20 protein-coding genes, 1 other RNA gene, 1 pseudogene and 1 riboswitch are annotated in these 24,293 nt (G+C 39.1%); of the genes and pseudogenes, 18 read left to right on the top strand and 4 right to left on the bottom strand.

Translation table 11 applies throughout. The features are described 5' to 3' along the window. Positions 1-44: 44 nt before the first annotated feature. From INF20_RS02075 to INF20_RS02065, 3 genes are read left to right on the top strand one after another with little or no spacing between them, the layout of a single operon-like run. On the top strand, positions 45-599 hold the full coding sequence (locus tag INF20_RS02075) for a beta-class carbonic anhydrase (protein ID WP_226384733.1): 555 nt from the start codon (positions 45-47) through the stop codon (positions 597-599). 47 nt (positions 600-646) lie between these two features. Then, a complete protein-coding gene (locus tag INF20_RS02070) occupies positions 647-2,008 on the top strand; it encodes an MATE family efflux transporter (RefSeq protein WP_226384732.1) in 1,362 nt (453 codons plus the stop codon). Further along, complete coding sequence (locus tag INF20_RS02065; protein ID WP_226384731.1) at positions 2,008-2,616, top strand: cytidylate kinase-like family protein; 609 nt, start codon at positions 2,008-2,010, stop codon at positions 2,614-2,616. The genes INF20_RS02070 and INF20_RS02065 overlap by 1 nt, the downstream gene beginning before the upstream one ends. Positions 2,617-2,685: 69 nt before the next feature. Here INF20_RS02065 and INF20_RS02060 read toward each other — a convergent pair whose 3' ends face one another. Together INF20_RS02060 and INF20_RS02055 are read right to left on the bottom strand one after the other, a co-directional pair. After that, positions 2,686-3,450 carry a formate/nitrite transporter family protein gene (locus INF20_RS02060; protein ID WP_226384730.1) on the bottom strand — a complete coding sequence of 255 codons (765 nt, stop codon included), beginning with the start codon at positions 3,448-3,450 and terminating at the stop codon, positions 2,686-2,688. Between the two features lie 49 nt (positions 3,451-3,499). Then, a riboswitch (ZMP/ZTP riboswitch) is annotated at positions 3,500-3,581 on the bottom strand. Positions 3,582-3,611: 30 nt separating this feature from the next. Beyond that, on the bottom strand, positions 3,612-4,178 hold the full coding sequence (locus INF20_RS02055) for a hypothetical protein (RefSeq protein WP_226384729.1): 567 nt from the start codon (positions 4,176-4,178) through the stop codon (positions 3,612-3,614). Between the two features lie 162 nt (positions 4,179-4,340). On the opposite strand from INF20_RS02055, the gene INF20_RS02050 reads away from it, so the two are divergent. The 3 genes from INF20_RS02050 (at position 4,341) to ssrS (ending at position 9,585) form a co-directional block, all read left to right on the top strand. Next, the gene (locus INF20_RS02050; protein ID WP_226384728.1) at positions 4,341-8,573 is read left to right on the top strand and encodes a 2-hydroxyacyl-CoA dehydratase; all 4,233 of its coding nucleotides are present in this window, start codon (positions 4,341-4,343) and stop codon (positions 8,571-8,573) included. 41 nt (positions 8,574-8,614) lie between these two features. After that, entirely contained in the window at positions 8,615-9,340 is a 726-nt protein-coding gene (locus INF20_RS02045; protein ID WP_226384727.1) for a YebC/PmpR family DNA-binding transcriptional regulator, read from the top strand. Positions 9,341-9,406: 66 nt separating this feature from the next. Further along, positions 9,407-9,585, top strand: a non-coding RNA gene (gene ssrS / locus INF20_RS02040) — 6S RNA. A gap of 44 nt (positions 9,586-9,629) precedes the next feature. Here the strand turns inward: ssrS and INF20_RS02035 are convergent. Next, positions 9,630-10,919, bottom strand: coding sequence for a D-alanyl-D-alanine carboxypeptidase family protein (locus tag INF20_RS02035; protein ID WP_226384726.1), 1,290 nt, complete (start codon positions 10,917-10,919; stop codon positions 9,630-9,632). A 12-nt stretch (positions 10,920-10,931) separates the two neighbouring features. Then, positions 10,932-11,435, bottom strand: coding sequence for a DUF1836 domain-containing protein (locus INF20_RS02030; protein ID WP_226384725.1), 504 nt, complete (start codon positions 11,433-11,435; stop codon positions 10,932-10,934). 135 nt (positions 11,436-11,570) lie between these two features. Between INF20_RS02030 and INF20_RS02025 the strand changes: the two genes are divergently transcribed. From INF20_RS02025 to INF20_RS01975, 12 genes and pseudogenes are all read left to right on the top strand, one after another. Next, positions 11,571-12,284, top strand: a complete 714-nt coding sequence (locus INF20_RS02025) for an SGNH/GDSL hydrolase family protein (protein ID WP_226384724.1) — start codon at positions 11,571-11,573, stop codon at positions 12,282-12,284. 37 nt (positions 12,285-12,321) lie between these two features. Further along, positions 12,322-13,026: an ABC transporter ATP-binding protein gene (locus tag INF20_RS02020; RefSeq protein WP_226384723.1), complete on the top strand. Its 705-nt coding sequence runs from the start codon at positions 12,322-12,324 to the stop codon at positions 13,024-13,026. A 7-nt stretch (positions 13,027-13,033) separates the two neighbouring features. Beyond that, positions 13,034-16,192, top strand: a complete 3,159-nt coding sequence (locus INF20_RS02015; RefSeq protein ID WP_226384722.1) for an ABC transporter permease — start codon at positions 13,034-13,036, stop codon at positions 16,190-16,192. A 13-nt stretch (positions 16,193-16,205) separates the two neighbouring features. Further along, entirely contained in the window at positions 16,206-16,721 is a 516-nt protein-coding gene (locus tag INF20_RS02010; protein WP_226384721.1) for a shikimate kinase, read from the top strand. A 4-nt stretch (positions 16,722-16,725) separates the two neighbouring features. Continuing rightward, positions 16,726-17,466: a nitroreductase family protein gene (locus tag INF20_RS02005; protein ID WP_226384720.1), complete on the top strand. Its 741-nt coding sequence runs from the start codon at positions 16,726-16,728 to the stop codon at positions 17,464-17,466. Next, positions 17,467-18,126, top strand: a pseudogene (locus tag INF20_RS08045) (GTP-binding protein); the annotation flags it as partial. Positions 18,127-18,219: 93 nt separating this feature from the next. Beyond that, positions 18,220-20,043, top strand: a complete 1,824-nt coding sequence (locus tag INF20_RS02000) for an NYN domain-containing protein (protein WP_449757707.1) — start codon at positions 18,220-18,222, stop codon at positions 20,041-20,043. After that, the gene (locus INF20_RS01995) at positions 20,040-21,344 is read left to right on the top strand and encodes an acetyl-CoA hydrolase/transferase family protein (protein WP_226384718.1); all 1,305 of its coding nucleotides are present in this window, start codon (positions 20,040-20,042) and stop codon (positions 21,342-21,344) included. Before INF20_RS02000 ends, INF20_RS01995 begins: the two co-directional genes overlap by 4 nt. A gap of 240 nt (positions 21,345-21,584) precedes the next feature. Beyond that, a complete protein-coding gene (locus INF20_RS01990; protein WP_226384717.1) occupies positions 21,585-21,950 on the top strand; it encodes an APC family permease in 366 nt (121 codons plus the stop codon). 62 nt (positions 21,951-22,012) lie between these two features. Further along, positions 22,013-22,501 carry an aminotransferase class III-fold pyridoxal phosphate-dependent enzyme gene (locus INF20_RS01985; protein WP_404812907.1) on the top strand — a complete coding sequence of 163 codons (489 nt, stop codon included), beginning with the start codon at positions 22,013-22,015 and terminating at the stop codon, positions 22,499-22,501. Positions 22,502-22,525: 24 nt separating this feature from the next. Next, positions 22,526-22,807 carry a NifU family protein gene (locus tag INF20_RS01980; RefSeq protein ID WP_226384716.1) on the top strand — a complete coding sequence of 94 codons (282 nt, stop codon included), beginning with the start codon at positions 22,526-22,528 and terminating at the stop codon, positions 22,805-22,807. Between the two features lie 13 nt (positions 22,808-22,820). Then, on the top strand, positions 22,821-24,293 hold the full coding sequence (locus INF20_RS01975) for a 4-hydroxyphenylacetate 3-hydroxylase family protein (RefSeq protein ID WP_226384715.1): 1,473 nt from the start codon (positions 22,821-22,823) through the stop codon (positions 24,291-24,293).

The raw sequence follows: 24,293 nt of genomic DNA, 5'->3' as shown, positions 1-24,293 counted from the left end.
ATCTATTGCGGATAGCGCAAAATACCGTGAAAGGAACTGAAAAAATGAAGGACTTTATTGATCATATGCTCAAATTTAACAAGACATTTGTTGAAGAGGGCAAATATAAAGAATTTATGACTACAAAGTATCCGGATAAAAAAGTAGCTATTATTTCCTGTATGGATACAAGATTGACAGCTCTTTTACCGGCTGCTTTAGATCTTAAAAACGGCGATGCCAAGATGATTAAAAATGCCGGAGGAGTTATTTCTCATCCTTTTGGTTCTGTAATGAGAAGTCTTATGGTTGCCGTTTATGAACTGGGTGTAACTCATATTCTTGTCATAGGTCATACGGACTGCGGAATGAGAGGTTTAAATCCTGCAGAAATCGAAGCGGAAATGATTAAGAGGGGAATTTCTGAGGATACTCTCAATATGATAAAGAACTGCGGCATTGATATTGACGGATGGCTCAGAGGTTTTGATGATGAAACAGAATCAGTAATTTCTACTGTTAATGTTATAAAAGAGCATCCTCTGATTCCTGATGATGTGACTGTCTACGGATATATAATGGACAGTACTACAGGTGAAATGAAGGAAGTAATTAAATAATATTTCTCAAATAGTTTATATAAGTAAAATATGAGAGGAGTGGATATATGGAAGCAAGAGAAAACAAAATGGGTACCATGCCCATAGGTAAACTTTTGGCTACAATGTCAGGACCGGCAATACTGTCGATGCTGATAAATTCTCTGTACAACATTGTTGACAGTATATTCGTTGCACAGATAGGTGAAAAGGCTCTGACGGCCGTTTCCATCGTATTTCCGATACAGGCATTGCTTGTGGCGATGGGTGTAGGTACAGGTGTCGGACTTAACTCGCTGATTTCCAGAAGGCTGGGAGCCAGAAGATTTCAGGATGCAGATGATGCGGCTTCATGCGGTATAAAGCTTGGCGTTTTAAACTGGCTTGTATTTGCAATATTCGGGCTGTTCTTTTCTGAAGCCTTTATGAAGATATTTTCAACAGATCAGACAGTAATTCAGTACGGTGTGGACTATATGCAGATTATTACTATCTTTAGTGTGTTCACAATGACTGCGATGATATGTGAAAAGATATTCCAGGCTACTGGTAATATGATAGTGCCAATGATTACTTTGATTGTAGGTGCTGTAATAAATATTATACTTGACCCAATTCTGATTTTCGGATGGTTTGGACTTCCTGAAATGGGTGTGTCCGGTGCTGCGGCTGCCACTGTAATTGCTCAGGCAATAGGCTGTGCACTGGGAATATTTATCCTTATAAAAAAGGACCATGCAGTCAATGTAAGGGTATTTAGTAAAGATTTTAAGCTTAGAACGATCAAGGATATATATGCTGTAGGTGCACCGTCCATAGTTATGCAGGCACTGGGCTCTGTAATGCTCTTTGGTATGAATGCTATACTTGCTTCTTTTTCCGGAACAGCTGTTGCGGTGCTCGGCGTTTACGGTAAGTTGCAATCCTTTGTATTTATGCCTGCCATAGGTGTAAACCAGGGAGCTCTTCCTATTATGGGATATAACTACGGAGCTAAAAACAGAGAAAGAATGATGAGGTGCTTTAAACTGGCGATTATTGCTGCTATGTCGATAATGGCCTTAGGACTACTGCTGTTCCAGTTCTTCCCAGGACTGCTTTTGAGCATGTTCAATGCTTCGGATAACATGTACACCATAGGTATAGATGCTCTCAGAAGTATAAGCTGGTGCTTTATCCCTGCAGGCTTTGGTATAGTTGCTGCAGGTCTTTTCCAGGCAACAGGTCACGGTATGATGAGTATGTGGGGTTCTATGATAAGACAGTTTGTGGGAATCCTGCCGCTGGCATTCATATTCGGTAAGCTTTTCGGCCTGAGAATGGTATGGTTTGCATTTCCTTTGGCTGAAATAATCGGTGTTGCATACTACATAATAGTACTTAAATACATATACAATAAAACTTTTAAGAATCTGGGGGTTGAAGAATAATGGCAGATACAAGAATAATTACTATAAGTAGAGAATACGGAAGCGGCGGCAGAGAAATAGGCGAAATGGTCGCTAAGAGGCTGGGAGTTCCATTCTACGACAAGGTCCTTATCGATATGATAGCTCAGGAAAGCGGAATGGCAGCCGGCTATGTAGAGGAAGCTTCCGAAAAGATGACAACAGCTCAGGCATTTAATATTTCAACTTTAGGATACTATTCTGTAAGCCCTATTATAGAAAATGTTCAGGTAATAGGAGAAGATGTATTTATAGCTCAGAGCCGCATTATAAAGGAATTGGCAGAAAAGGAATCCTGTGTAATAGTAGGAAGATGTGCAGATTACATTTTAAGAGAAAGAGATGATGTATTAAATGTATTTGTTCATGCTGACTATGAAAGCAGAAAAAAGAGAGCCATAGAAGAATACGGTATTGAAGAAAAAAAGGTTGCAAATGTTATAAAGAGAAGCGATAAGGCAAGGGCAAAGCATTACTCTTTCTACTGTGAAAGAAAATGGGGAAATGTTGACAACTATCATCTGATGGTAGACAGCGGAAAGCTGGGCGTTGACAAATGTGTAGATCTTATAATTGACGCAACGAAATAATATTGTATAAATTAAAGAACGCAGTCGAAAAACGGCTGCGTTCTTCTTATGGATTAAAAATGGTAAACACTATTCTTTTTCCTTTGAAATAATATGATACGGCAGTGCCACAAATACAGCACCTCCTATGATGTTTCCGATGGATGCAAGACCTACGCTGTAGGCATAGCTACTAAGGCTTATATCTCCGTTAAATAGGGCAACACCTTCTATACTCATATTGGCCACGCTATGCTCAAAACCGCATACCATAAATACAAATATGCACCAGAAAATCATAATAAGCTTTCCTGATTCGGTTGTAAGCTTAGTACCGCACCAAACCGCAAGACAAACGAGGATGTTACAAAGTATAGCGCGAATTATAAGCTCCACCGGTGCTAGCTCTACCTTACCGGTAGCTATTGTCGCAAAATATGCACCTGTATCTCCAGTAGGTATATTGGTCAGCTTAAAGGCTAGCACGCAGATAAGTGAACCGATAAGATTTCCAATCCAGCAAACTATCCATAGCTTTACAGTTCCAAGCCAGGAAACCTTTTTTCTCAGGGAAGAGGCGGTTAAAACAAAATTGTTTCCCGTAAAAAGCTCTGCTCCAGCCATTACCACGAGACTTAAGGCAGCAGCAAATGCAAAAGCCTGTGCAGCCTTTGTCCATGATGCGGCATCTCCGGCTGAAATAAGAGAACCTAATACGAATGCAACAAAGCTACCAAAGGATATAAACATACCGGCAACCATTGATGATACCATATATCCGGCAGGATTTGTTTTCATAAAATTGTATTTCGACACACCGGCCGAGCATACAGACTGAAATTCATCTTTGAACATTTTGGCTCCTTTCTCTAAGAAAAAAGGACAGTATTCGCGAATCTCGCGATAATACTGCCCAGACGATCGACTTAATATTAGATTCGACTTCATGTGGTAATCCACTATCATCGTCAGTAATCGAATCCTTTTAATTATGCAACTAATCTATCACGGTAAAACTAAAAAGTCAAGAGACCTTCATCACGCATCATTTGACTATCCATTTTCACAAGGTCATAGATAAGAGGATCTTTAATAAGTCGTTTCCACACTGTAAAGGTTGCTCTGCAAAATCTTTCGTTTAAAGGGATTTTTTTATCTATAAGAGGACAGCTGTAGGGTACATCTGCTTTAGAAAGTACAAGGGAAAAAACTCCGTCCTTATCTATATATGGCATAAGCGGATATGTTCGGCATTGTATAGGACGCATTTCCCTATGACAGAAGGGAGGTGTTGTACATCGTATAAAATATACTTTACCATGCCATGAATCTGGAAATTCGTAATCCTCTGCGTTTTCCACAGACCATTTGAGCCAGCCTTCTTTCATGGAAAAAAGTTTTTCTTCTCCAGGGAGAAGATACATTCCCAATACAAAATCTCCGAGACCTTCCTGAGTCTCGTCTCCTTCAGGTGTACAGCAGGCACAGCCGCACAATTTTCCGCAGTCTCCGTCAATTGGAGAAACCCTGTCTAAAAGCCTGTAAATAGCCTTCCACGTAGAGCGTTTAATAGTTGATTTCATGAAAATAGTATAGCAAAATCAATGGTTATGGTAAAGTTTAAAAGATGGTATAAAAATATAGGTGAAATTGTGTATGAAGTTTGTAAAACTTTGTTTTCAAATCCCAAAAAATTGGTATAATATAATGTTGTAAACAATACATTTTATGTGGGAGGAAATGTTTTGAAATTAGGTATTGATATAGGTTCGACTACGGTCAAACTTGTAGTAATCGATGACGAAAACAAAATAATATACAAAAGATACGAAAGACACATGTCAAATGTCATGGAAAAGGTTACGGAACTTTTGGAGGACCTGTACAAAACTCATAAAAGAGCTGATGTACAGGCTGTTATTACAGGTTCCGGCGGACTTGCCCTGTCAGAATTGATGGGTGTCTATTTTGAACAGGAAGTTGTTTCCTGCAGCAAAGCCGTGGAAACTTTAATTCCGCAAACGGATGTTGTAATTGAGCTGGGCGGTGAAGATGCTAAAATTACTTTCTACGGTCAGTCAATAGAACAGCAGATGAACGGTACTTGTGCAGGAGGTACTGGGGCATTTATCGACCAGATGGCAGTTTTGCTTAATACAGATGCTCAAGGCCTTAATGAGGCGGCTAAAAACCATAAAATTATATATCCTATTGCTGCAAGATGCGGTGTATTTGCAAAAACTGATATACAACCGCTCATTAATGATGGAGCGGCAATAGAAGATTTGGCTGCGTCTATATTTCAGGCCGTGGTAAATCAGACCATAAGTGGCCTTGCATGCGGTCGTCAGATAAAGGGCAACATCGCTTTTCTCGGTGGACCACTGTCGTTTTTATCTGAATTAAGAGCGCGATTTATAGAAACGTTGCAGCTGACAGATGAGCAGGTAATTTTTCCTGAAGATAGCAAATACTTTGTTGCCATAGGCGCCGCTATGCTTGCTGAAAAGCAGAAAGCCGTGCCTATGAAGGAACTATACGAAAGAATTAAAAATGTAGATCCTACGCAGCTTTCCGATACTAAGCATATGGAGCCTCTATTTAAAGACGAGGAGGATTATCGTGAATTTAAGGAAAGACATGATAAAGACAAGATAAAGAGAAAGGATATTTCCGAAGCTAGGGGAAATGTTTATCTTGGTATCGACGCTGGCTCTACAACAACAAAGGCTGCGCTTATTGATGATGATAAAAATCTTCTTTACGATTTCTATCAGAGCAATGAAGGTAAGCCTATTGAAGTAGTTAAGGAAATCTTGAGGGATTTATATTCAAAATTACCGGAAGAAGCCCATATTGCCAAAGCTGCTGTTACAGGTTATGGAGAAGGGCTTATTAAAGCTGCCTTTAAAGTTGATATAGGTGAAATAGAAACAATGGCCCACTATAAGGGGGCAGAGCAGTTCCTGCCGGGAGTTGAATTTATATTGGATATCGGCGGTCAGGATATGAAGTGCATGAAGATAAAGGATGGGGCAATTTATGACATTATGCTCAATGAAGCATGCTCTTCGGGCTGCGGTTCCTTTATTGAAACATATGCAAAATCCGTTGATATGGATACTAAGGATTTTGCAAAGGAAGCCTTGTCTTCAAAATCTCCTGTGGATCTTGGTACAAGATGTACTGTGTTTATGAATTCCAAGGTTAAACAGGCTCAGAAGGAAGGAGCTGACATCGGTGATATTTCCGCAGGACTTTCCTATTCTGTAATTAAAAATGCCCTTTATAAGGTAATTAAATTAAGAGATCCTGATGAAGCCGGAGAAAAGATTGTTGTTCAGGGCGGTACATTCCTTAACGATGCAGTGCTAAGAAGCATGGAAAAAATCGTAGGTAAGAATGTAATCAGACCTGATATCGCCGGTGTAATGGGTGCTTTTGGTGCAGCAATTATTGCAAAGGACAACTGGAAGGAAGGAGAAGTAAGCACGATACTCAGCTCCGACCAGCTTGATAATTTCACTGTTGCCAATACCCATACAAGATGCGGCGGATGTGAAAACAACTGTCTGCTGACTGTAAACAGATTTAACGACGGTTCATTGTTTATTACAGGTAACAGATGCGAAAAGGGTGAAGGAAAAACTATTATGAATAATGATATTCCTGACCTTTACGAATATAAATATAACAGACTGTTTGAATATGAACCTCTTGAAAAGGAAAAGGCATACAGAGGAACCATTGGTATTCCAAGAGTTTTGAATATGTATGAAAACTATCCTTTCTGGTTTACATTCTATACAAAGCTCGGCTTTAGAGTTGTACTTTCTGGACAGTCTAGTAAAGAAATGTACGAAAGCGGTATGGAAACCATAGCGTCGGATACTGCGTGTTATCCTGCAAAACTGGTGCACGGACATATCAGGTGGCTTGTTGACAATGGTATAAAGTATATATTTTATCCTAGCATCAACTATGAACAGAAGGAGGATGAAAGCGCTCCAAACCATTATAACTGTCCAATAGTTGCCACATATCCTGAATTGATTGCCAATAATATGGATGACATCTTTAAGGAAAACAGAGTCAGATTTATTCATCCGTTCATCCCTTATGATGACGATAAGCGTCTTATAGAGGAAATGACCAGAGAGATGTCTGAGCTTAACATTCCTAAGAAGGAAATAGAAGAAGCCGTTAAGGAAGGTAGAAAGGAATACAAGGCTTTCAGAAAGGACATAGTAAAAAAGGGCGAAGAAGCTTTAGAATATGCTAAAAAGAACGGTAAAAAGGCAGTGGTCCTGGCTGGAAGACCATATCATCTTGATCCGGAAATCAATCATGGAATGAATAAGCTTATTAGATCCTTTGATATTGTAGTACTTACTGAGGACTCTGTGGCTCAATTTGGTCGCCTTGAAAGACCTGTCAGAGTTCTTGACCAGTGGATGTATCACTCCCGTATGTACAAAGCTGCCGAATTTGTCGGCAATACAGATGATATTGAGCTTATTCAGCTTAATTCCTTCGGATGTGGACTTGATGCCGTAACAACCGATGAGGTCCAGGAAATTCTTTCTCAGCATAATAAGCTTTATACGGTGCTTAAGATAGACGAAGGTAATAATCTTGGTGCGGCAAAGATAAGAATAAGATCTCTTAAAGCTGCCATGAGTGAAAGAGACAGAAACGGAATCAAGCATAAAAAGGCAACATCAAGATTTAAAAGAGTTACCTTTGAAAAGGAAATGAGAGATGATTATACTATTTTAATTCCTCAGATGGCACCTATTCATTTCCAGTTCTTTGAGACTGCTTTAGGTAGTGAAGGGTATAAGGCTAAGCTGCTTCCGCCTGTTAGCGTTCATGCTGTAGAAGAAGGTTTAAAGTATATAAACAACGATGCATGTTATCCGACAATCGTTGCATTAGGCCAGATTATAGCCGCTCTTAAGTCCGGAGAATTTGATCTTAACAAAACTGCTATATTCATGTCCCAGACAGGAGGCGGATGTAGGGCATCAAATTATGTGGCTTTGCTGAGAAAAGCCCTTAAGGACCTTAAAATGTCTCAGATACCGGTTATTTCCGTAAACATGGTGGGACTTGAAAGCAATCCGGGATTTAAAATTACTGCAAAAATTGCTTTAAAAATGGTTCTGGCTATTTTATACGGGGATATACTGATGCAGGTGCTTTACAGAACAAGGCCTTACGAAAAGGTTCAGGGTTCTGCGGATGCATTGTTTGAAAAATGGTCAAAGATAGCAGACAAGAATATCAAAGACTGTAAGTTAAAGGAATTTAAAAGAAATGTAAAGAATATTATCAAGGATTTTGACAATCTTGAGATATTTGAAGATGTGGTTAAGCCAAAGGTCGGCGTCGTAGGTGAAATACTCGTTAAATATCATCCTACTGCAAACAACGATATTGTAGGCGTAATCGAAAAAGAAGGCGGAGAAGCCGTTGTATTGGATCTTTTGGACTTTTTCCTTTACGGTATGTACAGCAAGGAATTCAATTACAAGCATCTTGCAGGCTCCTTTAAAAACATGGCTGTAAATAAATCCCTTATAAATATTCTTGAGGTTTTCAGAAAGCCTCTCGTAAAAGCTCTTAAGGAAAGCAAACGCTTTAGACCACCTTCGCATATCAAGGAAACAGCTGAGAAGGCTCAAGATGTTATTTCCTTGGGTAACCAGTGTGGTGAAGGATGGCTGCTCACAGGAGAAATGGTTGAGCTCATCGACAGCGGTGTTGAAAATATCGTTTGTCTGCAGCCTTTTGCCTGCCTCCCTAACCATGTGGTAGGTAAAGGCATGATTAAGGCTCTTAAAAAGAGAAATCCTTATGCAAATGTGGCTGCCATCGACTATGACCCGGGCGCAAGCTCAGTAAATCAGCTTAACAGAATAAAGCTGATGATGGCTACTGCCCATAAAAACCTTGAAAAGAAGCAGTCACAGTAGTATACTATTTGAGGTATTTTAAAAAGAATGGAGGCTTTTAAGTGGGCAGACACGGAACAATTGCAGGAAGAAAAGAAAAGCAGGATTCAAAAAGAGCCGCTATGTTTACAAAGTACGCAAGAGCGATAACTGTTGCGGCTAAAAACGGCGGAGATCCGGAATATAACGTTGCTCTTAAGCATGCCATCGATAAGGCAAAGGGCATAAACATGCCTAATGATAATATTAAAAGAGCAATCAAAAAAGGTACAGGTGAGCTTGCCGGTGAGAACTATGAAACTGGAAGCTTTGAAGGATACGGTGCAGCAGGTGTTGCTGTAATCGTTGATGTACTTACAGATAACAAAAACAGAACTACAGCAGCTATAAAGCATGCCTTTGATAAGTTCGGAGGTAATCTTGGTACACCGGGATGCGTATCCTATATGTTCTCAAGAAAAGGAGTAATCGTAATCGAAAAGACTGACGCCATTGATGAAGATGCTCTTATGGAAGCAGCTTTGGAAGGCGGCATGGAGGATATGATTACCTATGACGACAGTTATGAAATTCTCACTGCACCTGATGATTTTGATGCTGTATCAGAAGCATTAAAGGCGGCTGGTTACGAATTTGTTGAGGCTGATATCGATTATCTGCCATCAATGGAATCTGAACCTACAGATGAAGAGGACATCAAAAATCTGAAGAAGATGATTGAGCTTCTCGAGGACAACGATGATGTGCAGAAGGTATATCATAACTGCAAGATAGACCTGGAAGCTTAAACAAATAGGACAAAACATATATTGACTAAACTGACTAAAAGGTATAACATCTAGTTGAAAGCAAGTCATAGCCTGGGGTGTGCGTTGTGGCTGTGTAATTCAACCTACAGAGTTCATACGGGACCTAGAGCTCACGGACGGATGTCAGGCCTCCTTGCAGTGGAAGACAGAAACCGTGATGAGGGACCCACCTTACGGAAGGTAAGGTCGTGAATTAGTCGTCATGACGGCATTCCGGGTATGCTTTTAAGAATTGGTTTATCATAGGCTAAAAAAATACTCTCGACGATTATCGTCGAGAGATTTTTTTTCGTTTTCTCTTGGATGTAAAATATATACGCAATACAACAATTGTAATTATTAAAAGTATTGCAATGCCAAGTATTACTTTTACAGCTATGGACATGGCATAACCCCAAAAGCTGAGGTCCTTATCAGCGGTTATGTCTGCAGTTCCTACAATATTACCATCATACATCATTTGTAGTTTTCCAGTCACATCGCCTTCCTTAATGGGATAGGATGCCTTTTCTTCTTTTATCTTATATGTTATCTGAGAAACATCTGCATCTTTTGGTATTACAGCGGATAAGTCGTCATCAGAAATTGAAGAATGTTTTATTTTGTAATTTGAACTTTTTAGCATGTCTTCAAATTTTTCCTGATTTTCGGATGCAGATATTTTAACCTTTGAATAGTTTTCAAAACTGCTGTCAAGAAGCTTAGTGGAGTCGTTATATGCATCTATTATGTTATCGCATTTGGCTGTGACGCATATGAGCTTAATTCCGTTTCGTTCAGCCGCTGTCACTACATTGCATTTTGATTCCTCAATGTAGCCTGTTTTACCGCCTATTATTCCGTCATATTCCATGCTTTTATATTTTGTCATCTTATGGGAAGTGTATATGTCAAGCTCATCACTTCTCATATTAGTAGGAGACATTATATACTTATATGCACTAAATATTTTAAGAAATTCTTCGTTTTCCATAGCGTACTTTGTGATAATGGCAAGATCTTTTGCAGTAGTATAATGCTCATCATCAAAGAGACCGTTTGGTGTAACGAAATGGGAATTTTCAAGTCCCAGTTCCTTTGCTTTCTCGTTTAATAGCTTTGCAAACTCCTCTTCGCTACCGCTGATGGATTCTGCAATGGCAATAGCTGCGTCATTGGCACTTTCCAGCATCATAGCGTACAATGCATCTTTCATTGTCAGCTTTTCGCCGGCTTTAAGACCGATATGGGCACCGTTATTTTCCTGACCCTTTAAAGCGTTTTGAGATACAGTTACTATGTCATCCATATCTGAATTTTCAATTGCGACTATACATGTGAGTATTTTACTGGTGCTGGCAGGATAAATTGTTTCATCTCCGCTTTTATCGTACAGAATATTGCCGCTGTTGGCATCCATAACAACTGCATATGAAGATTTGACTTTAACAGATGAAAGAGCATCCGCAGAATCGGATGCCGCGCCTTTTGCAATGGAAGGTACCAGAAAAGCGGCTGCCAGTATAAGCGCGACAGTCGCTGTTATGAGTTTACGTTTTGTAAAGTATTTTATAAGCACTTAATCATTATCCTATTCTTTCAGTGAGTTTATCAGGCACTGACATGCGAGTTTTCTTGCATAACTTGCAACAGCAAGTTCAAGGGCAAGTTCTGCTTTTTTTTCTTTATCCTGATTACTCAATAAATTATCCATATTTTTAAACTCACGGTCAAGAATTTCAATGTATTTTTCATAAAAGTCTTCAGTTTTTTCATATTTCATATGCTCATCTAAAAGGACTTTAGTATCGTTTACAGAAACGATTTGTTTGATAAGACAAATCGCTGTCAGCCAGGCTATGTGTTCACGACCATATTTTTTACCATTTGAGCGTGGCATAAGTCCCTGCTTGGTATAGTTGTTAACCATGGACGAAGTCAGTTTTTCATTGACGTCAAAGCCTGGATGTTGTCGTTTCATATATTCAATAATCTGATCCATATAAAGATCAAGATCGGGAATCATATTCCAGTGTTCTGGTCTTTTTTTAGTGAATAATGATTTAATATCGGTATTGTTATTTTCTTTTTCCATATTTAAACCTCCAATAATAAATGATTGTACTATATGATAATAGAATTGTAAATCAATTTACAAAATTAATATTATATGATATAGTAATGAAAAACATATTTTAATATATTTAAAACTAAAAAAAGGACTGCATATATGGAAAACATAAATATGATTGATCTTAAAAAAACGAAAATAGCTATCTTTGGAGACAGTGTATCTAAAGGTATAGTCTATGACGATATAAAGAAAAAATACAGGAAAGTAAAAAAGAATTTTGTGGATATAATATCTGAGAGTAAAGGATTGGTAATTGATAATCTTTCTAAATTCGGATGTACTGTGAGCAAAGGCATAGAGATTTTTAGGAAAAATGTAGATAAAATAAAAAATTGTAGCATTGTAGTGTTGGAATTTGGCGGTAATGACTGTAATTTTAAATGGAGTGAGATTGCAAGAGATCCCTATGCTGAACATGAATCAGCAGTGCCACCGGAAAGATTCAGAGAAGAATATGAGAGATTAATTAAAGCAGTTAAAGCTGCAAATTGTGTCCCTGTGCTTCTTTCTCTGCCTCCGATAGATTATCTTAGATTTTTTGAATGGGTCAGCCAAGGACTTTCCAGAGAAAACATACTAAAATTTTTAGGTAATAAGGATTTCATTTACAGATGGCATGAGATGTATAACGACATAATATTTGACTTGGCACAAAGAGAGAGTGTTATGGTTCTGGATATACGAAGGATATTTTTAAGTCATAGAAATATACAGGATTATATATGTACCGATGGTATGCATCCCAATGAAAAAGGCCATGAGCTTATAAGTAAGGCTCTCCTTGACTGTGGACTTATACCCGATTTATAATAATCTATAAGATATTACTTTATAAAGAGGTAGTTTTATGTCGCAATATGTCAAATTTAATAATGTCAGTAAGTATTATAAAATGGGAGACCAAAAGATATCTGCCCTTGATCATATCGGCTTTGAAATTGGTCAGGGAGAATTCTGCGTTATAGTTGGACCAAGCGGTGCAGGTAAGACGACACTTCTGAACATTTTAGGCGGTATGGACAGTTGCGATGAAGGCTCGGTATATCTTGACGGCAGAGAAATCAGCCGACTTAATGACAGAGAGCTCACATCATATCGTAGATACGATGTGGGTTTTGTTTTTCAGTTCTATAATCTGGTGCAAAATTTGACTGCATTGGAAAATGTGGAACTTGCTTCAGAAATATGTAAAGATCCCCTTGATGCTGCGGAAGTGTTAAGAGAAGTAGGTCTGGGCAATAGAATGAATAACTTTCCAGCTCAGCTTTCCGGAGGTGAGCAGCAGAGAGTATCCATTGCCAGAGCTCTTGCTAAAAATCCTAAGATACTTCTCTGTGATGAGCCAACAGGGGCTTTGGATTATATTACGGGTAAAAACATACTTCAACTGCTTCACGATACATGTAGGCAGAGAAATCAAACGGTTATCGTTATAACTCATAATCAGGCTATTGTTCCAATGGCAGACAGAGTTATTCAGGTAAAGAACGGTACTGTTACAGATATGAGATTAAATGAAAATCCTGTACCGATAAGTCAAATAGAGTGGTAAGGAATGTATGACTAAAAAGAACTTTATTAAAATGTCCGTAAGGTCCGTAAAGGGAAGCCTTTCAAGATTCCTTGCCATAGTCAGCATAGTAGCACTGGGTACAGGTTTTCTTGCAGGTCTTTTGGCAACTACACCGGACATGAAAGACAGCGCAAATGAATATTTTGAGGAGAGTAATCTTTACGACTTCTATATACAGAGCACTCTCGGCTTTTTAGATGAAAATGTTAAAGCTGTGGGTGATCTTTCCTATGTTTCAGATGTTATGGCTATTGAACAAGAAGATATAATGGTCAGCGACAGCGAAGGTGAAAATTTGGAAACTAGAATTTTTCATATAGATTTTAACGATAAGGACAGACTAAATAAATTTACTTTGCTCGAAGGCGATATCCCTAAAAATGATAATGAATGCATCATCGAGGTGCCTAACAGATACAGCTATGAAGCTAAGATTGGAGATGTATTTACCACTTCAGATGGCAGAGAATATAAGGCAACAGGTATAGCTTATTCTCCAGTTCTCATGTCTACAATGGGAGAGGTTACAACCATAGGTAAAGGAAGCGTTGCTCTAGGCATATATGTTCAGGAAGACGACAGCGATGTGACATATACAGCTCTTTATGGGAAGATTAGTGATATAGATAAAGATACATTTTCCGATGAATACAAGGATTGGTCTGAGGAAATACTTGATAAGCTTGAAGCAGTCGGCAAAGAACAGTCAAACATAAGATATAAGGAGCTTAAGGACGAAGCTCAGGAAGAGCTTAACAAGAGTCGTGCCGAATATGAAAAAGAAAAGGCTGAAGCCTTGGCAGAGCTGGAAGACAGTCGCAAAATGCTAGTTGAAAACCAGCAAAAGGTTACTGACGGCATATCGCAGATAGATGACGGATTAAGTCAGGTTAACAGCGGTATATCTCAGATTGATGAAGGTCTGCCGCAGATAGATGACGGTATTAAACAGATAGACGACGGTATAGTTCAAATCAATGATGGTATTTCCCAAGCGGAAAGCGGGCTTACTCAACTATCCGCTGAAAAGAGTAAAACTGAGGAAAGCATAGCTGCAATAAAGGAAGCAGAAAAAAACTTAGAAACTCAGATTGCCATAACTACAGATGAAACACTAAAAGCACAGCTTGAAGCTCAGTTAAAGGAACTGCAGGCTACTAGAGGTCAGGCAGAAAGCGGTCTTAAACTGATAGAGGAAAACGAATCCAAGGTATCAGGCCAGTTAAATTCTTTAAAACAGCAGCTTTCTGATTTGAATAAGCAAAAGTCAGACTTAAAAGCTCAGAAGGTACAGCTTCAGGATCAAAGGGTTGAGCTTAAGAAAACTAAGCAAGAACTTACAGCCCAGAGAGCTGAGCTTGTGGGTAATCTTAATGATATAGAAGAGGGCTGGGCAGAGTACAGAGACGGTCTTGCAACTGCCAATGAGAGCTTTGCCAGTGCTGAAAAGCAGCTGGATGATGCTCAAAAGGAAATTGATGAAATAGAAACTGGCAAATGGTACATTTCCGGAAGACTTGATGCTCAGGGTATCTCAAGCTATGAAAGCGACACAGACAAGGTGGCAGCCATAGCTAGGATTTTCCCGGTATTCTTTTTCCTGGTGGCAGCTCTTGTAGTTCTTACTACCATGACAAGGATGATAGAAGAGGAAAGAGGCCGTGTGGGAACTCTTAAATCCCTTGGATATACCAATGGAGTCATTAGAAACTATTATCTCGTTTACGGTTTTGTAGCATCCTTAATCGGTTCAGCTGTAGGAATGTCTTTAGGTTTTGTAATATTTCCTAAAGTTATTTCCAACGCATATGCAATGATGTATAACATACCGGAGGTTACAACTAAGTTCATATGGCCTATGGCCCTTGCAATAGGCGCGGTTACAATTGCTGTAATACTCTTTACAATATACTTTTCTTGCAGAGGAGAGCTTAAAGAAAAGCCGGCTTCTCTGCTTCAGCCTAAGGCTCCTGAGGCAGGTAAGCGAATCCTTATGGAAAGAATAACACCAATATGGAGCAGGCTTAAGTTTACTAGAAAGGTCACTCTCAGAAATTTGTTTAGATATAAGAAGAGATTTTTGATGACTATAATAGGTATGGCTGGCTGCTTTGCATTATTGCTTACAGGATTTGGAATACGGGATTCCATAAATGATATAGTTGGAATTCAGTATGGTGAAATCTTCAAATATGATATGACAATTTCCGTTGATAAGGATAAATGGAAGCCGTCGAAGGATATATATGAAAAGCAAGGATTCTTTGCAGAGGAAAATGCAGAGGTTGCATTTAATGGTGATAAGGAGACATTTACTCTCACAGTGCCTGAAAATCAAAAAGCTTTGTCTGATTTTGTAGATATAAGAACAAGAACTGGACATGAAGCCCTTGAACTTAAAAGTGGGGAAGTTGTGCTTTCCGAGAAAATGTGTGAGGTGCTTGATGTTAAAACAGGTGATACAGTAACTGTAACTCTTGACAGTGGTGAAGAAAAGGAAATGAAGGTTAGCGGCATCTGTGAAAATTATGTGGGCAGCGTAGGATTTGTGAATGCTGATACATATGAAGATGCATTTGGAAAAGCTCCAGATTATTCAACTCTTTATGTAGATATTAAAGATAAAGTCGCAGAAAGCGAAGATACAGATTCCCTTGTACGTGATGTCATGAATGAACCGGATGTTGAATATGTTCTTGCAACGGATACCATTAGTCAGAACTTTAATGATTCTGTAAAGAACATAGATTACATTGTAATGGTGCTGATTATTTCTGCAGGAGGACTTTCTATTATAGTTCTGTACAACCTCACTAATGTTAATGTAAGCGAGCGAAAAAAAGAACTGGCAACGATAAAGGTTTTGGGATTTTATGAAAGGGAAGTATCTTCTTACATATTCAGAGAAATAAATATACTTGCAGTACTGGGAATGATTTGCGGATTACCTTTGGGACTGGCTTTGCATAGATTTGTTATAAAGACCGCAGAGGTAGGAGGAATGATGTTTGGCAGAAACATCTATCTGCTAAGCTATGTTTTGTCATTTGTAATAATGGGAATATTTACTTTCCTTGTAAACCTTATAATGAGACGCAGCATCAGAAAGATTGATATGGTTGAATCCATGAAGGCAAATGATTGATGAGGACAGAGAAATGACTAATTCAAAAAATAATATAATTTTAATTGGTATGCCTGGAAGTGGCAAAAGCACAAATGGCGTAATATTAGCTAAAAATATGGGAATGGATTTTATAGACTCCGATATTTTGATTCAGCATGTAAAGGGTATGAGACTTGAGGAACTTTTAAATATCCACGGTCCTGAGGGTTTTAATGTTATCGAAGAGGAAGTCAATGCTGCCATTGATGTGGAAAATACCGTTATTGCCACAGGCGGAAGCGTTGTATACGGTGAAAAGGCCATGGAAAATCTTAAAGCACAAGGTACTGTGGTTTATCTTGATATAACATGTAAGGAACTTGAGGAAAGACTGGGAGACTTAAGAGAAAGAGGAGTTTCCATAAAAGACGGATGGACCTTACAGGATCTTTACGATGAAAGAAAGCCACTTTATGAAAAATATGCTGACATTACAGTAAATGTTTCTGGACTCACCGTTGGCGAGTCTATGGAGCTTATAAAATCACATTTTGTTTCAGGAGAATAATCTGATGGACTATAAAAAGGCGATATTATCAAGAATATCAAGGCGTTCATATACAAGTGAACTTCCAACTATAGATCAAGTAATGATTCTCCGTGATATAGTGGAAAGAACTAATTTAAGAGAAGGTCTCAATATCCAGCTTATGATAGATGAAAACCAGGGTTTTCAGGGAGTTAAAGGCGGATACGGGACCTTTTCCGGCGTGAGAAATTATATTGCCCTGGTGGGCCCTGCCGGAGATCCTTTAATAGAGGAAAAGCTTGGATATTACGGAGAAGAGCTGGTGCTTACCTGTGAAATGCTCGGTCTTGGAACCTGCTGGGTTGGTGGCACTTTTGACAAAAAGAAATGCAGATGTACGGTGGAAAAAGGTCAAATTTTCCGCTGTGCAATAGTATTTGGTAGAGTAAAGCCAAAGGAAACTAGCAAAGAGAAACTTATAAGAAAAAGCATGCATAAGCTTGTTAAAAGTAAAAAAATAGAGGATTTGTTTTACAGCGAAGAAGAACCCCCTAACTGGTTTATTGAAGGTATTAGAATGGTCTCAAAAGCCCCTTCGGCAATGAATAAGCAACCTGTTAAGTTTTATTATTCCGGAGGAAATGTTAATGCCAGAGTTAAGGAACCTAATCCTCTAAATATGTATGATCTTGGTATTGCTAAATTTCACTTTCAGGTAGGAGCAGGAAAGGGTCACTGGGAGTTTGGGAATGGTGGCCTTTTTTTCCGAGAGGAGGAGTTTTAAATGGCTAAAACAGTACTGGGAATGCTTGCCCATGTGGATGCCGGCAAAACTACCCTATCAGAAGCAATGCTGTATATGAGCGGTGCCATAAGACATCACGGAAGAGTAGATAAAAAAGACAGTTTTTTCGACGATGATATTCAGGAAAGACAAAGAGGTATAACAATCTTTTCAAAACAGGCTGAAATGAGCTTTGGCGACAGAAAAATGATACTTGTGGACACACCGGGACATGCTGATTTAATATCTGAAACGGAAAGAGCCATAGGTATTATGGACTATGCCGTTTTAGTGATAGATGCAAGAAAAGGGGTCCAAGGAAATACAAGGACGTTAATAAGCCTTTTGGAAAGATATAAGGTCCCTCTATTTATTTTTGTAAATAAAACTGATATTTACGGTGATAACAGAGAAGAGGTTTTATCCGCATTAAATGAAGAGATGGATGACAGATGCGTTGATATGAACAGCCTTTTAAAAACACCCGAATATCAGGAAGAGTTAGCTGTACGAGATGAGCAGATTATGGAGGAATATATGCAGTCGGATAGTATTTCGACTGAAAATATAAGAGCTGCAGTAAACCGACGCACCATTATACCGTGTTATTTCGGTTCGGCACTAAAGCTTGATGGCGTTGATAATCTGATACAGGGCATTATCGATTATACAGATGAAAAGACATATCCTGATGAATTTGGTGCAAGGGTATATAAAATTGCTAGAGATGATTCGGGAAACAGATTGACTTATATGAAGATAACCGGTGGAAGCTTATCTGCTAGACAGCTTGTTAATACAGGAAAAGAGACTGAAAAGGTCGGCACCATAAGGATTTATTCAGGAAGCGGATTTAGACAGGTGGATAATGTCGAAAGTGGCTGTATCTGTGCCGTGACTTCGTTAAAAAACACCTTCCCGGGACAGGGCCTAGGATACGAGGATAAAAATACGACTGCTTCAATTATGCCTGTTCTTTCATACAGGGTAATCCTGCCGGAGAATGTGGATCCAAAGGCAGCTTATCTTCAACTTTCCCAATTTATGGATGAAGAACCGGAGCTTGATATAATATGGGATCAAGAGTCTGGAGAAATATCCATAATGTTTATGGGAAATGTGCAAATTGAAATTCTTAGTCAGAGAATTAAGGACAGACTTGGTCTCGAAGTTAAGTTCGATAAGGGTAGAGTTAGATATAAAGAAACAGTAACTGAAAAATCTATCGGAATCGGTCATTTTGAACCGCTCAGACATTACGGAGAAGTTCATCTGCTTATTGAGCCAGGAGAACAGGGAAGCGGAATAGTCTTTATTGATGCTACTGAGGACGGAAAGGGTTCCGAAAAAGGTAAAATTGTAGCAGGCTACCTGGATGAAAGGTCATATCCCGGTGTACTTACGGGATCTCCCTTAACGGATATCTCTGTAAAGATACTTGCTGTCGGAGTTCATGACAAGCATACTGAAGGCGGAGATTTGAGACAGTCAGCATATCGGGCTATGAGAAACGGAGTGCTTAAAAATAACAGCATCCTGTTGGAGCCTGTATGCGATTTTGAAATAACGGCTCCTCAGGAATTTACTGGAAGGATTATGAGCGATATAACATCCATGTCAGGTTCATTTACTCAGCCTAAACAGGAGGATGAAATGTCAGTGATTAAGGGCAAAGCACCTGCTGGAGAAATTTCAGATTATCCGGTGCAATTATCCTCATTTACCAATGGCCTTGGAACTGTGTCAATTGGCAATACAGTCTATGCAGAGTGTCATAATTCTGATGATGTAATTGCCCAAGTTTCATATGATCCATTTGGGGATTTGGAAAATACAGGTGACAGCGTTTTTTGCCGTCATGGAAGCGGTGTAATTGTAAAATGGGATAAGGTCAGTGAAATGGCTCATATAAGGCCTATGGCGATTTCTGATTATAGAAGGCATGATTATAACAGCAATAGCAGAGGCTTAAATACAGATGATGATCTTAAATCTATTTTTGAAAAGACCTATGGAAAGGCAAAAGACAAAACCCATATTCATAAGCAGATAATAAGACCCACCGGAGAAAACAAGATTGTAATAGATGGAAAAATACTGAAAGAGCACCTTATTGTCGATGGATATAATATCATTTATGCTTGGGAAGATCTTAAAAACTTGGCTGCAGTAAATTTGGACGCTGCAAGACAGGCTTTATTGGAAATTTTAAGCAACTATCAGGGATATAGAAATTGTATTATTACTGTAGTTTTTGATGCATATAAGGTTAAAGGTGGAAACAGAAAAAACGAGAGATTTAACGATATTGAGGTGGTATACACTAAAGAGGGCGAAACTGCCGACAGTTACATCGAAAAGACCACCTATGAAGAAAAGGGTAAGGCTTATATGAGGGTTGCCACATCCGACAACCTAGAGCAGCAGATAATAACCGGTAACGGCGCTTTTAAAATTGAAGCTGCCGATTTTAAAAAGGAAATAGAAGCTACAGATGAAAAAATCAGAGAGATAATTGAAGAATACAATCGAAAAAGCAGACTAAATAGTAAAGTTACCATAGGAGATAAAATATGAGCTGGAAGAGCTATTTTGATGAAAATATAATATCACCAAAGGAAGCCATCGAGATGATTGACGAGGGAACAGGAGTGGTTATTTCTCCTGCAGCAGGAGAGCCCCATGCACTTACAAGGGCTTTAAACGAATATGCAGATAGTTTAAAGAATGTTAAAGTGATGCAGCTTTTAACAACAGGAGATGGAACATATGTTGGGGATGAAAACGATATAGACTTCGAAACATGTTTTATAGGACAACCTGTAAGAAAGGCTGTAAATGAGGGAAAAGCTGATTTTATTCCTGTTTTTTTCCATCAGCTTCCTGAAATGATACAAAAGGATGCTATAAAATGCGATGTTGCATTGGTCAGTGCTACACCTCCTGATGAGGAAGGATATGTAAGCTTTGGAACTGCTTGTGATTATACGGTAGCCGCTGTAAGGAAAGCCAAGTTTGTTATAGCTCAGATAAATGATAGGATGCCGTATACATTTGGTGAGAACCGTGTACATGTCAGCGAAATAAACAAGTTTGTATTATTCTCCGAACCTATTTTTGAAAGCTTCGTGCCCGAACTGGGAGAAAATGATAAGCAGATAGGCAAGTATTGTGCGCAGCTAATTGATGATGGGGCCACATTACAACTGGGTATAGGTGCAATACCAAATGCAGTTTTAGCTCAGCTGGGAAATAAAAAAGATCTTGGGATACACTCAGAGCTAATTTCTGACGGCGTAGTTGAATTGGCTAAGTCAGGAGTTGTTAACGGAAGTAAAAAATCCTTTAAACCAGGCAAAATGGTTGCCACTTTTCTTATGGGAACGCAAAAGCTGTATGATTTTGTAGACGGAAATCCCGACATTGAAATGAGAGAAGTAAATCATTGTAACGATCCAAGGGAAATCGCTAATAATTCCCAAATGATATGTATTAATTCATGTATAAAGGCAGATTTACTTGGTCAGGTCGTCTCCGATGCCATAGGCTGCAGACAGTTTTCCGGAGTAGGCGGTCAGGTTGACTTTTTGAGGGGTGCCGCTATGGCAAAGGATGGACTGGGAAAAGGCATAATTGCAATGGAATCAACCCTTGAAAAGAATGGTAAATTAATTTCAAAGATAGTTCCTTGCCTTGATAGTGGAGATATTGTTACAACATCAAGGCAGGATGTTGATTATCTTGTAACTGAGTATGGGATTGCAGAACTTAAGTGGAAAACAGTAAAGGAAAGGGCAGAAGCGATAATAAATGTTGCCCATCCTGATTTTAGACAATGGCTTAAGGATGAGTTTGAAAAGCAAATCATGTGTAAGTAATTCGATTTTGACTTAAACATCTAATGATATCGATTGTATCAAAGTGGATAGATACAGTTAATTTTAAGGTTTATGACCATCTAATTCATAGTTGAATTGGATGGTCTGATTCATTTTTTGCGTAATTCATTTTTGATTTATTATTCATTTCATAAGATTGTTGAAAGTAAGTGAAGAATAAATGAGAAATGTTTTTTTGTATAAAAAGGTTGTTGAAAAATTAACAATCAAGACATTTTGATGCTCTCCGGTCAATGGGCAGCATCCGCAGGTATGCTTGGCGCTATTCTTGCTTATGTGGTTGGCGCATTACTCTGCATCTTCGTAGGTCTCATTTATTCGGAATTGACACCTGCGATACCATTTACTGGTGGCGGCGTAGTATTCGCCTATAAATCCATGGGATACTGGCCTTCGGTATTTGCAGGACTTGCAACTGCACTGGCTTATCTTGGTGTAGCAGCGTGGGAAGGTCCGGCGTTTTCCACTGCGCTTAATTATGTAGTCCCTATTCCTAAGATAGGAAAGCTATGGACAATACAGGAAAGTGATGTATATGTATCAATTTCTCTGGTTGCCATCATTGCTTCCATAATTATTACCTAACTGAATTACAGAGAATCTTTGCTTCTCAGTACTATAAGGAAGCAGGATGCGCACCTGATATCATGACAACAGCAAAATCCATTGCCGGCGGACTTCCTCTTTCAGCCGTTACAGCAAGGGCAGAAATCATGGATGCAGTAACTCCGGGTACTATCGGCGGTACATTCTGCGGTAACGCTGTAGCATGCGCTGCAGGTCTCAAGGTTGCAGAAATTATGGAAAAAGAAGACTATCCTGGTAAGGCACTTAAGATTTCCGAAAAATGCTTTGAAGTTATGGGCCAGTGGAAGGAAAAATACGATATTATCGGTGATGTAAGAGGACTTGGCTCCATGCTTGGTGTTGAATTTGTTAAAGATAGAGAAACAAAGGAACCAAACAGCGAGCTGGTATCCAATATCATTAACTACGCTGCTCATCACGGACTTCTCCTTGAAGCAGCAGGTGTACACAACAACGTTATTAGATTCCTTTGTCCGCTTTGCGTAACAGACGCTCAGCTTGAAAAGGGACTTGAAATATTTGAAGAGGCAATTAAAGCCTGCATCTAGTATAATGTAACTGAGGTGAGGGAAATGATACACGAACAGATAGATAATATAATAAAAACCAAAGTCAATCCTGTATTAGCCGATCATTTCGGCAGCGCAACACTTACAAAATACGAAAACAAAATTGCTTATGTGAAATTAAACGGAACGTGTGCTTCATGTCCCTCGGCTCAGGATACATTAGAGCTGACAATTAAAGAAATTATTTTAAAGGAACTTCCAGAGGTGTCCGATGTAAAACTGGACACTTCCGTAAGCGAAGATATTCTCGACATGGCAAGAAAAATACTTAATATATCAAATTAAGGAGGAAAATAAAATGTTGATGACAGGAAAAGAATATATAGAAAGCTTAAGAAAACTCAACACAAGAGTATATATGTTCGGAGAAAAAATTGATAACTGGGTAGATCATCCTATGATCAGACCTTCAATCAACTGTCTTGCCGTAACATACGATCTTGCACTGGATCCACAGTATACTGACCTTATGACAGCTAAATCAAATCTTACAGGTGAAACTGTAAACAGATTTTCACACCTGCATCAGAGCACTGAAGACCTTAAGAAAAAGGTTAAGATGCAGAGACTTTGCGGACAGAAGACTGCATCCTGCTTCCAGAGATGCGTAGGTATGGACGCTTTTAACGCTGTATATTCTACAACTTATGAAATAGATGAAAAATACGGAACAAATTATCATAAGAATTTCGTTGAATACCTCAAATATGTTCAGGAAAATGACCTGGTAGTTGACGGTGCTATGACTGACCCTAAGGGTGATAGAAGTTTGGCTCCACATGCTCAGCCTGATCCTGACCTCTTCCTTAGAATTAAGGAAATCAGAGAAGACGGTATCGTTGTAAGAGGAGCAAAGTGCCACCAGACAGGTTCTATTAATTCCCATGAACATCTGATTATGCCTACTATGGCAATGAAGGAAGAAGATAAAATGTATGCTGTTTCCTTCGCAATTCAGTCTGATGCTGACGGAGTATTCATGATTTACGGAAGACAGTCCTGCGATACAAGAAAGCTTGAAGAAGGTGCAGATGTGGATCTGGGTAACAAGCAGTTCGGCGGACAGGAAGCACTTGTAGTATTTGATGACGTATTTATTCCTAACGATAGAATCTTCCTTTGCGGAGAAACTGAATTTGCAGGAATGATGGTAGAAAGATTTGCCGGATACCACAGACAGTCTTACGGTGGATGTAAAGTAGGTGTAGGCGATGTTATAATCGGTGCTGCCGCATTGGCCGCTGACTATAACGGAGCAAACAAGGCTTCACACGTTAAGGATAAGCTCATTGAAATGACACATCTTAACGAAACACTTTACTGCTGCGGTATCGCATGCTCCACAGAGGGCTATCCTACAAAGGCCGGAAACTATCAGATAGATCTGCTCCTTGCAAATGTCTGCAAGCAGAATGTTACAAGATTCCCTTATGAGATTGTAAGACTGGCTGAAGACATAGCAGGCGGACTTATGGTTACTATGCCTTCCGAAAAGGACTTCAAGTCCGACTTGGTAGTAGGAAAGAATAACGAGACTATAGGAGATATCTGCAATAAGTACTTTGCTGCTTCACCATCTTGCACAACTGAAGAAAGAATGAGAATCTTAAGATTCCTCGAAAACATCTGCCTGGGATCCTCTGCAGTTGGATACAGAACAGAATCCATGCACGGAGCTGGTTCTCCACAGGCTCAGAGAATCATGATTTCCAGACAGGGTAACATCGAAGCTAAGAAGGAACTTGCAAAGGCAATTGCCGGAATTAAATAA

Source organism: Gallibacter intestinalis (assembly GCF_014982745.1).
Lineage (GTDB): Bacteria > Bacillota > Clostridia > Peptostreptococcales > Anaerovoracaceae > Gallibacter > Gallibacter intestinalis.
Note: the sequence above shows the minus strand (reverse complement) of the source record. Positions and strands in the feature narration are given on the sequence as shown.

Coding starts and splice junctions, on each gene's coding strand:
- INF20_RS02015 (WP_226384722.1), top strand. CDS start 13,034: ATGACTAAAAAGAACTTTATTAAAATGTCCGTAAGGTCCGTAAAGGGA.
- INF20_RS02010 (WP_226384721.1), top strand. CDS start 16,206: ATGACTAATTCAAAAAATAATATAATTTTAATTGGTATGCCTGGAAGT.
- INF20_RS02070 (WP_226384732.1), top strand. CDS start 647: ATGGAAGCAAGAGAAAACAAAATGGGTACCATGCCCATAGGTAAACTT.
- INF20_RS02055 (WP_226384729.1), bottom strand. CDS start 4,178: ATGAAATCAACTATTAAACGCTCTACGTGGAAGGCTATTTACAGGCTT.
- INF20_RS01975 (WP_226384715.1), top strand. CDS start 22,821: ATGTTGATGACAGGAAAAGAATATATAGAAAGCTTAAGAAAACTCAAC.
- INF20_RS01980 (WP_226384716.1), top strand. CDS start 22,526: ATGATACACGAACAGATAGATAATATAATAAAAACCAAAGTCAATCCT.
- INF20_RS02030 (WP_226384725.1), bottom strand. CDS start 11,435: ATGGAAAAAGAAAATAACAATACCGATATTAAATCATTATTCACTAAA.
- INF20_RS02020 (WP_226384723.1), top strand. CDS start 12,322: ATGTCGCAATATGTCAAATTTAATAATGTCAGTAAGTATTATAAAATG.
- INF20_RS01995 (WP_226384718.1), top strand. CDS start 20,040: ATGAGCTGGAAGAGCTATTTTGATGAAAATATAATATCACCAAAGGAA.
- INF20_RS02000 (WP_449757707.1), top strand. CDS start 18,220: ATGAAGATAACCGGTGGAAGCTTATCTGCTAGACAGCTTGTTAATACA.
- INF20_RS01990 (WP_226384717.1), top strand. CDS start 21,585: ATGCTCTCCGGTCAATGGGCAGCATCCGCAGGTATGCTTGGCGCTATT.
- INF20_RS02060 (WP_226384730.1), bottom strand. CDS start 3,450: ATGTTCAAAGATGAATTTCAGTCTGTATGCTCGGCCGGTGTGTCGAAA.
- INF20_RS02005 (WP_226384720.1), top strand. CDS start 16,726: ATGGACTATAAAAAGGCGATATTATCAAGAATATCAAGGCGTTCATAT.
- INF20_RS02065 (WP_226384731.1), top strand. CDS start 2,008: ATGGCAGATACAAGAATAATTACTATAAGTAGAGAATACGGAAGCGGC.
- INF20_RS02025 (WP_226384724.1), top strand. CDS start 11,571: ATGGAAAACATAAATATGATTGATCTTAAAAAAACGAAAATAGCTATC.
- INF20_RS02075 (WP_226384733.1), top strand. CDS start 45: ATGAAGGACTTTATTGATCATATGCTCAAATTTAACAAGACATTTGTT.
- INF20_RS01985 (WP_404812907.1), top strand. CDS start 22,013: ATGACAACAGCAAAATCCATTGCCGGCGGACTTCCTCTTTCAGCCGTT.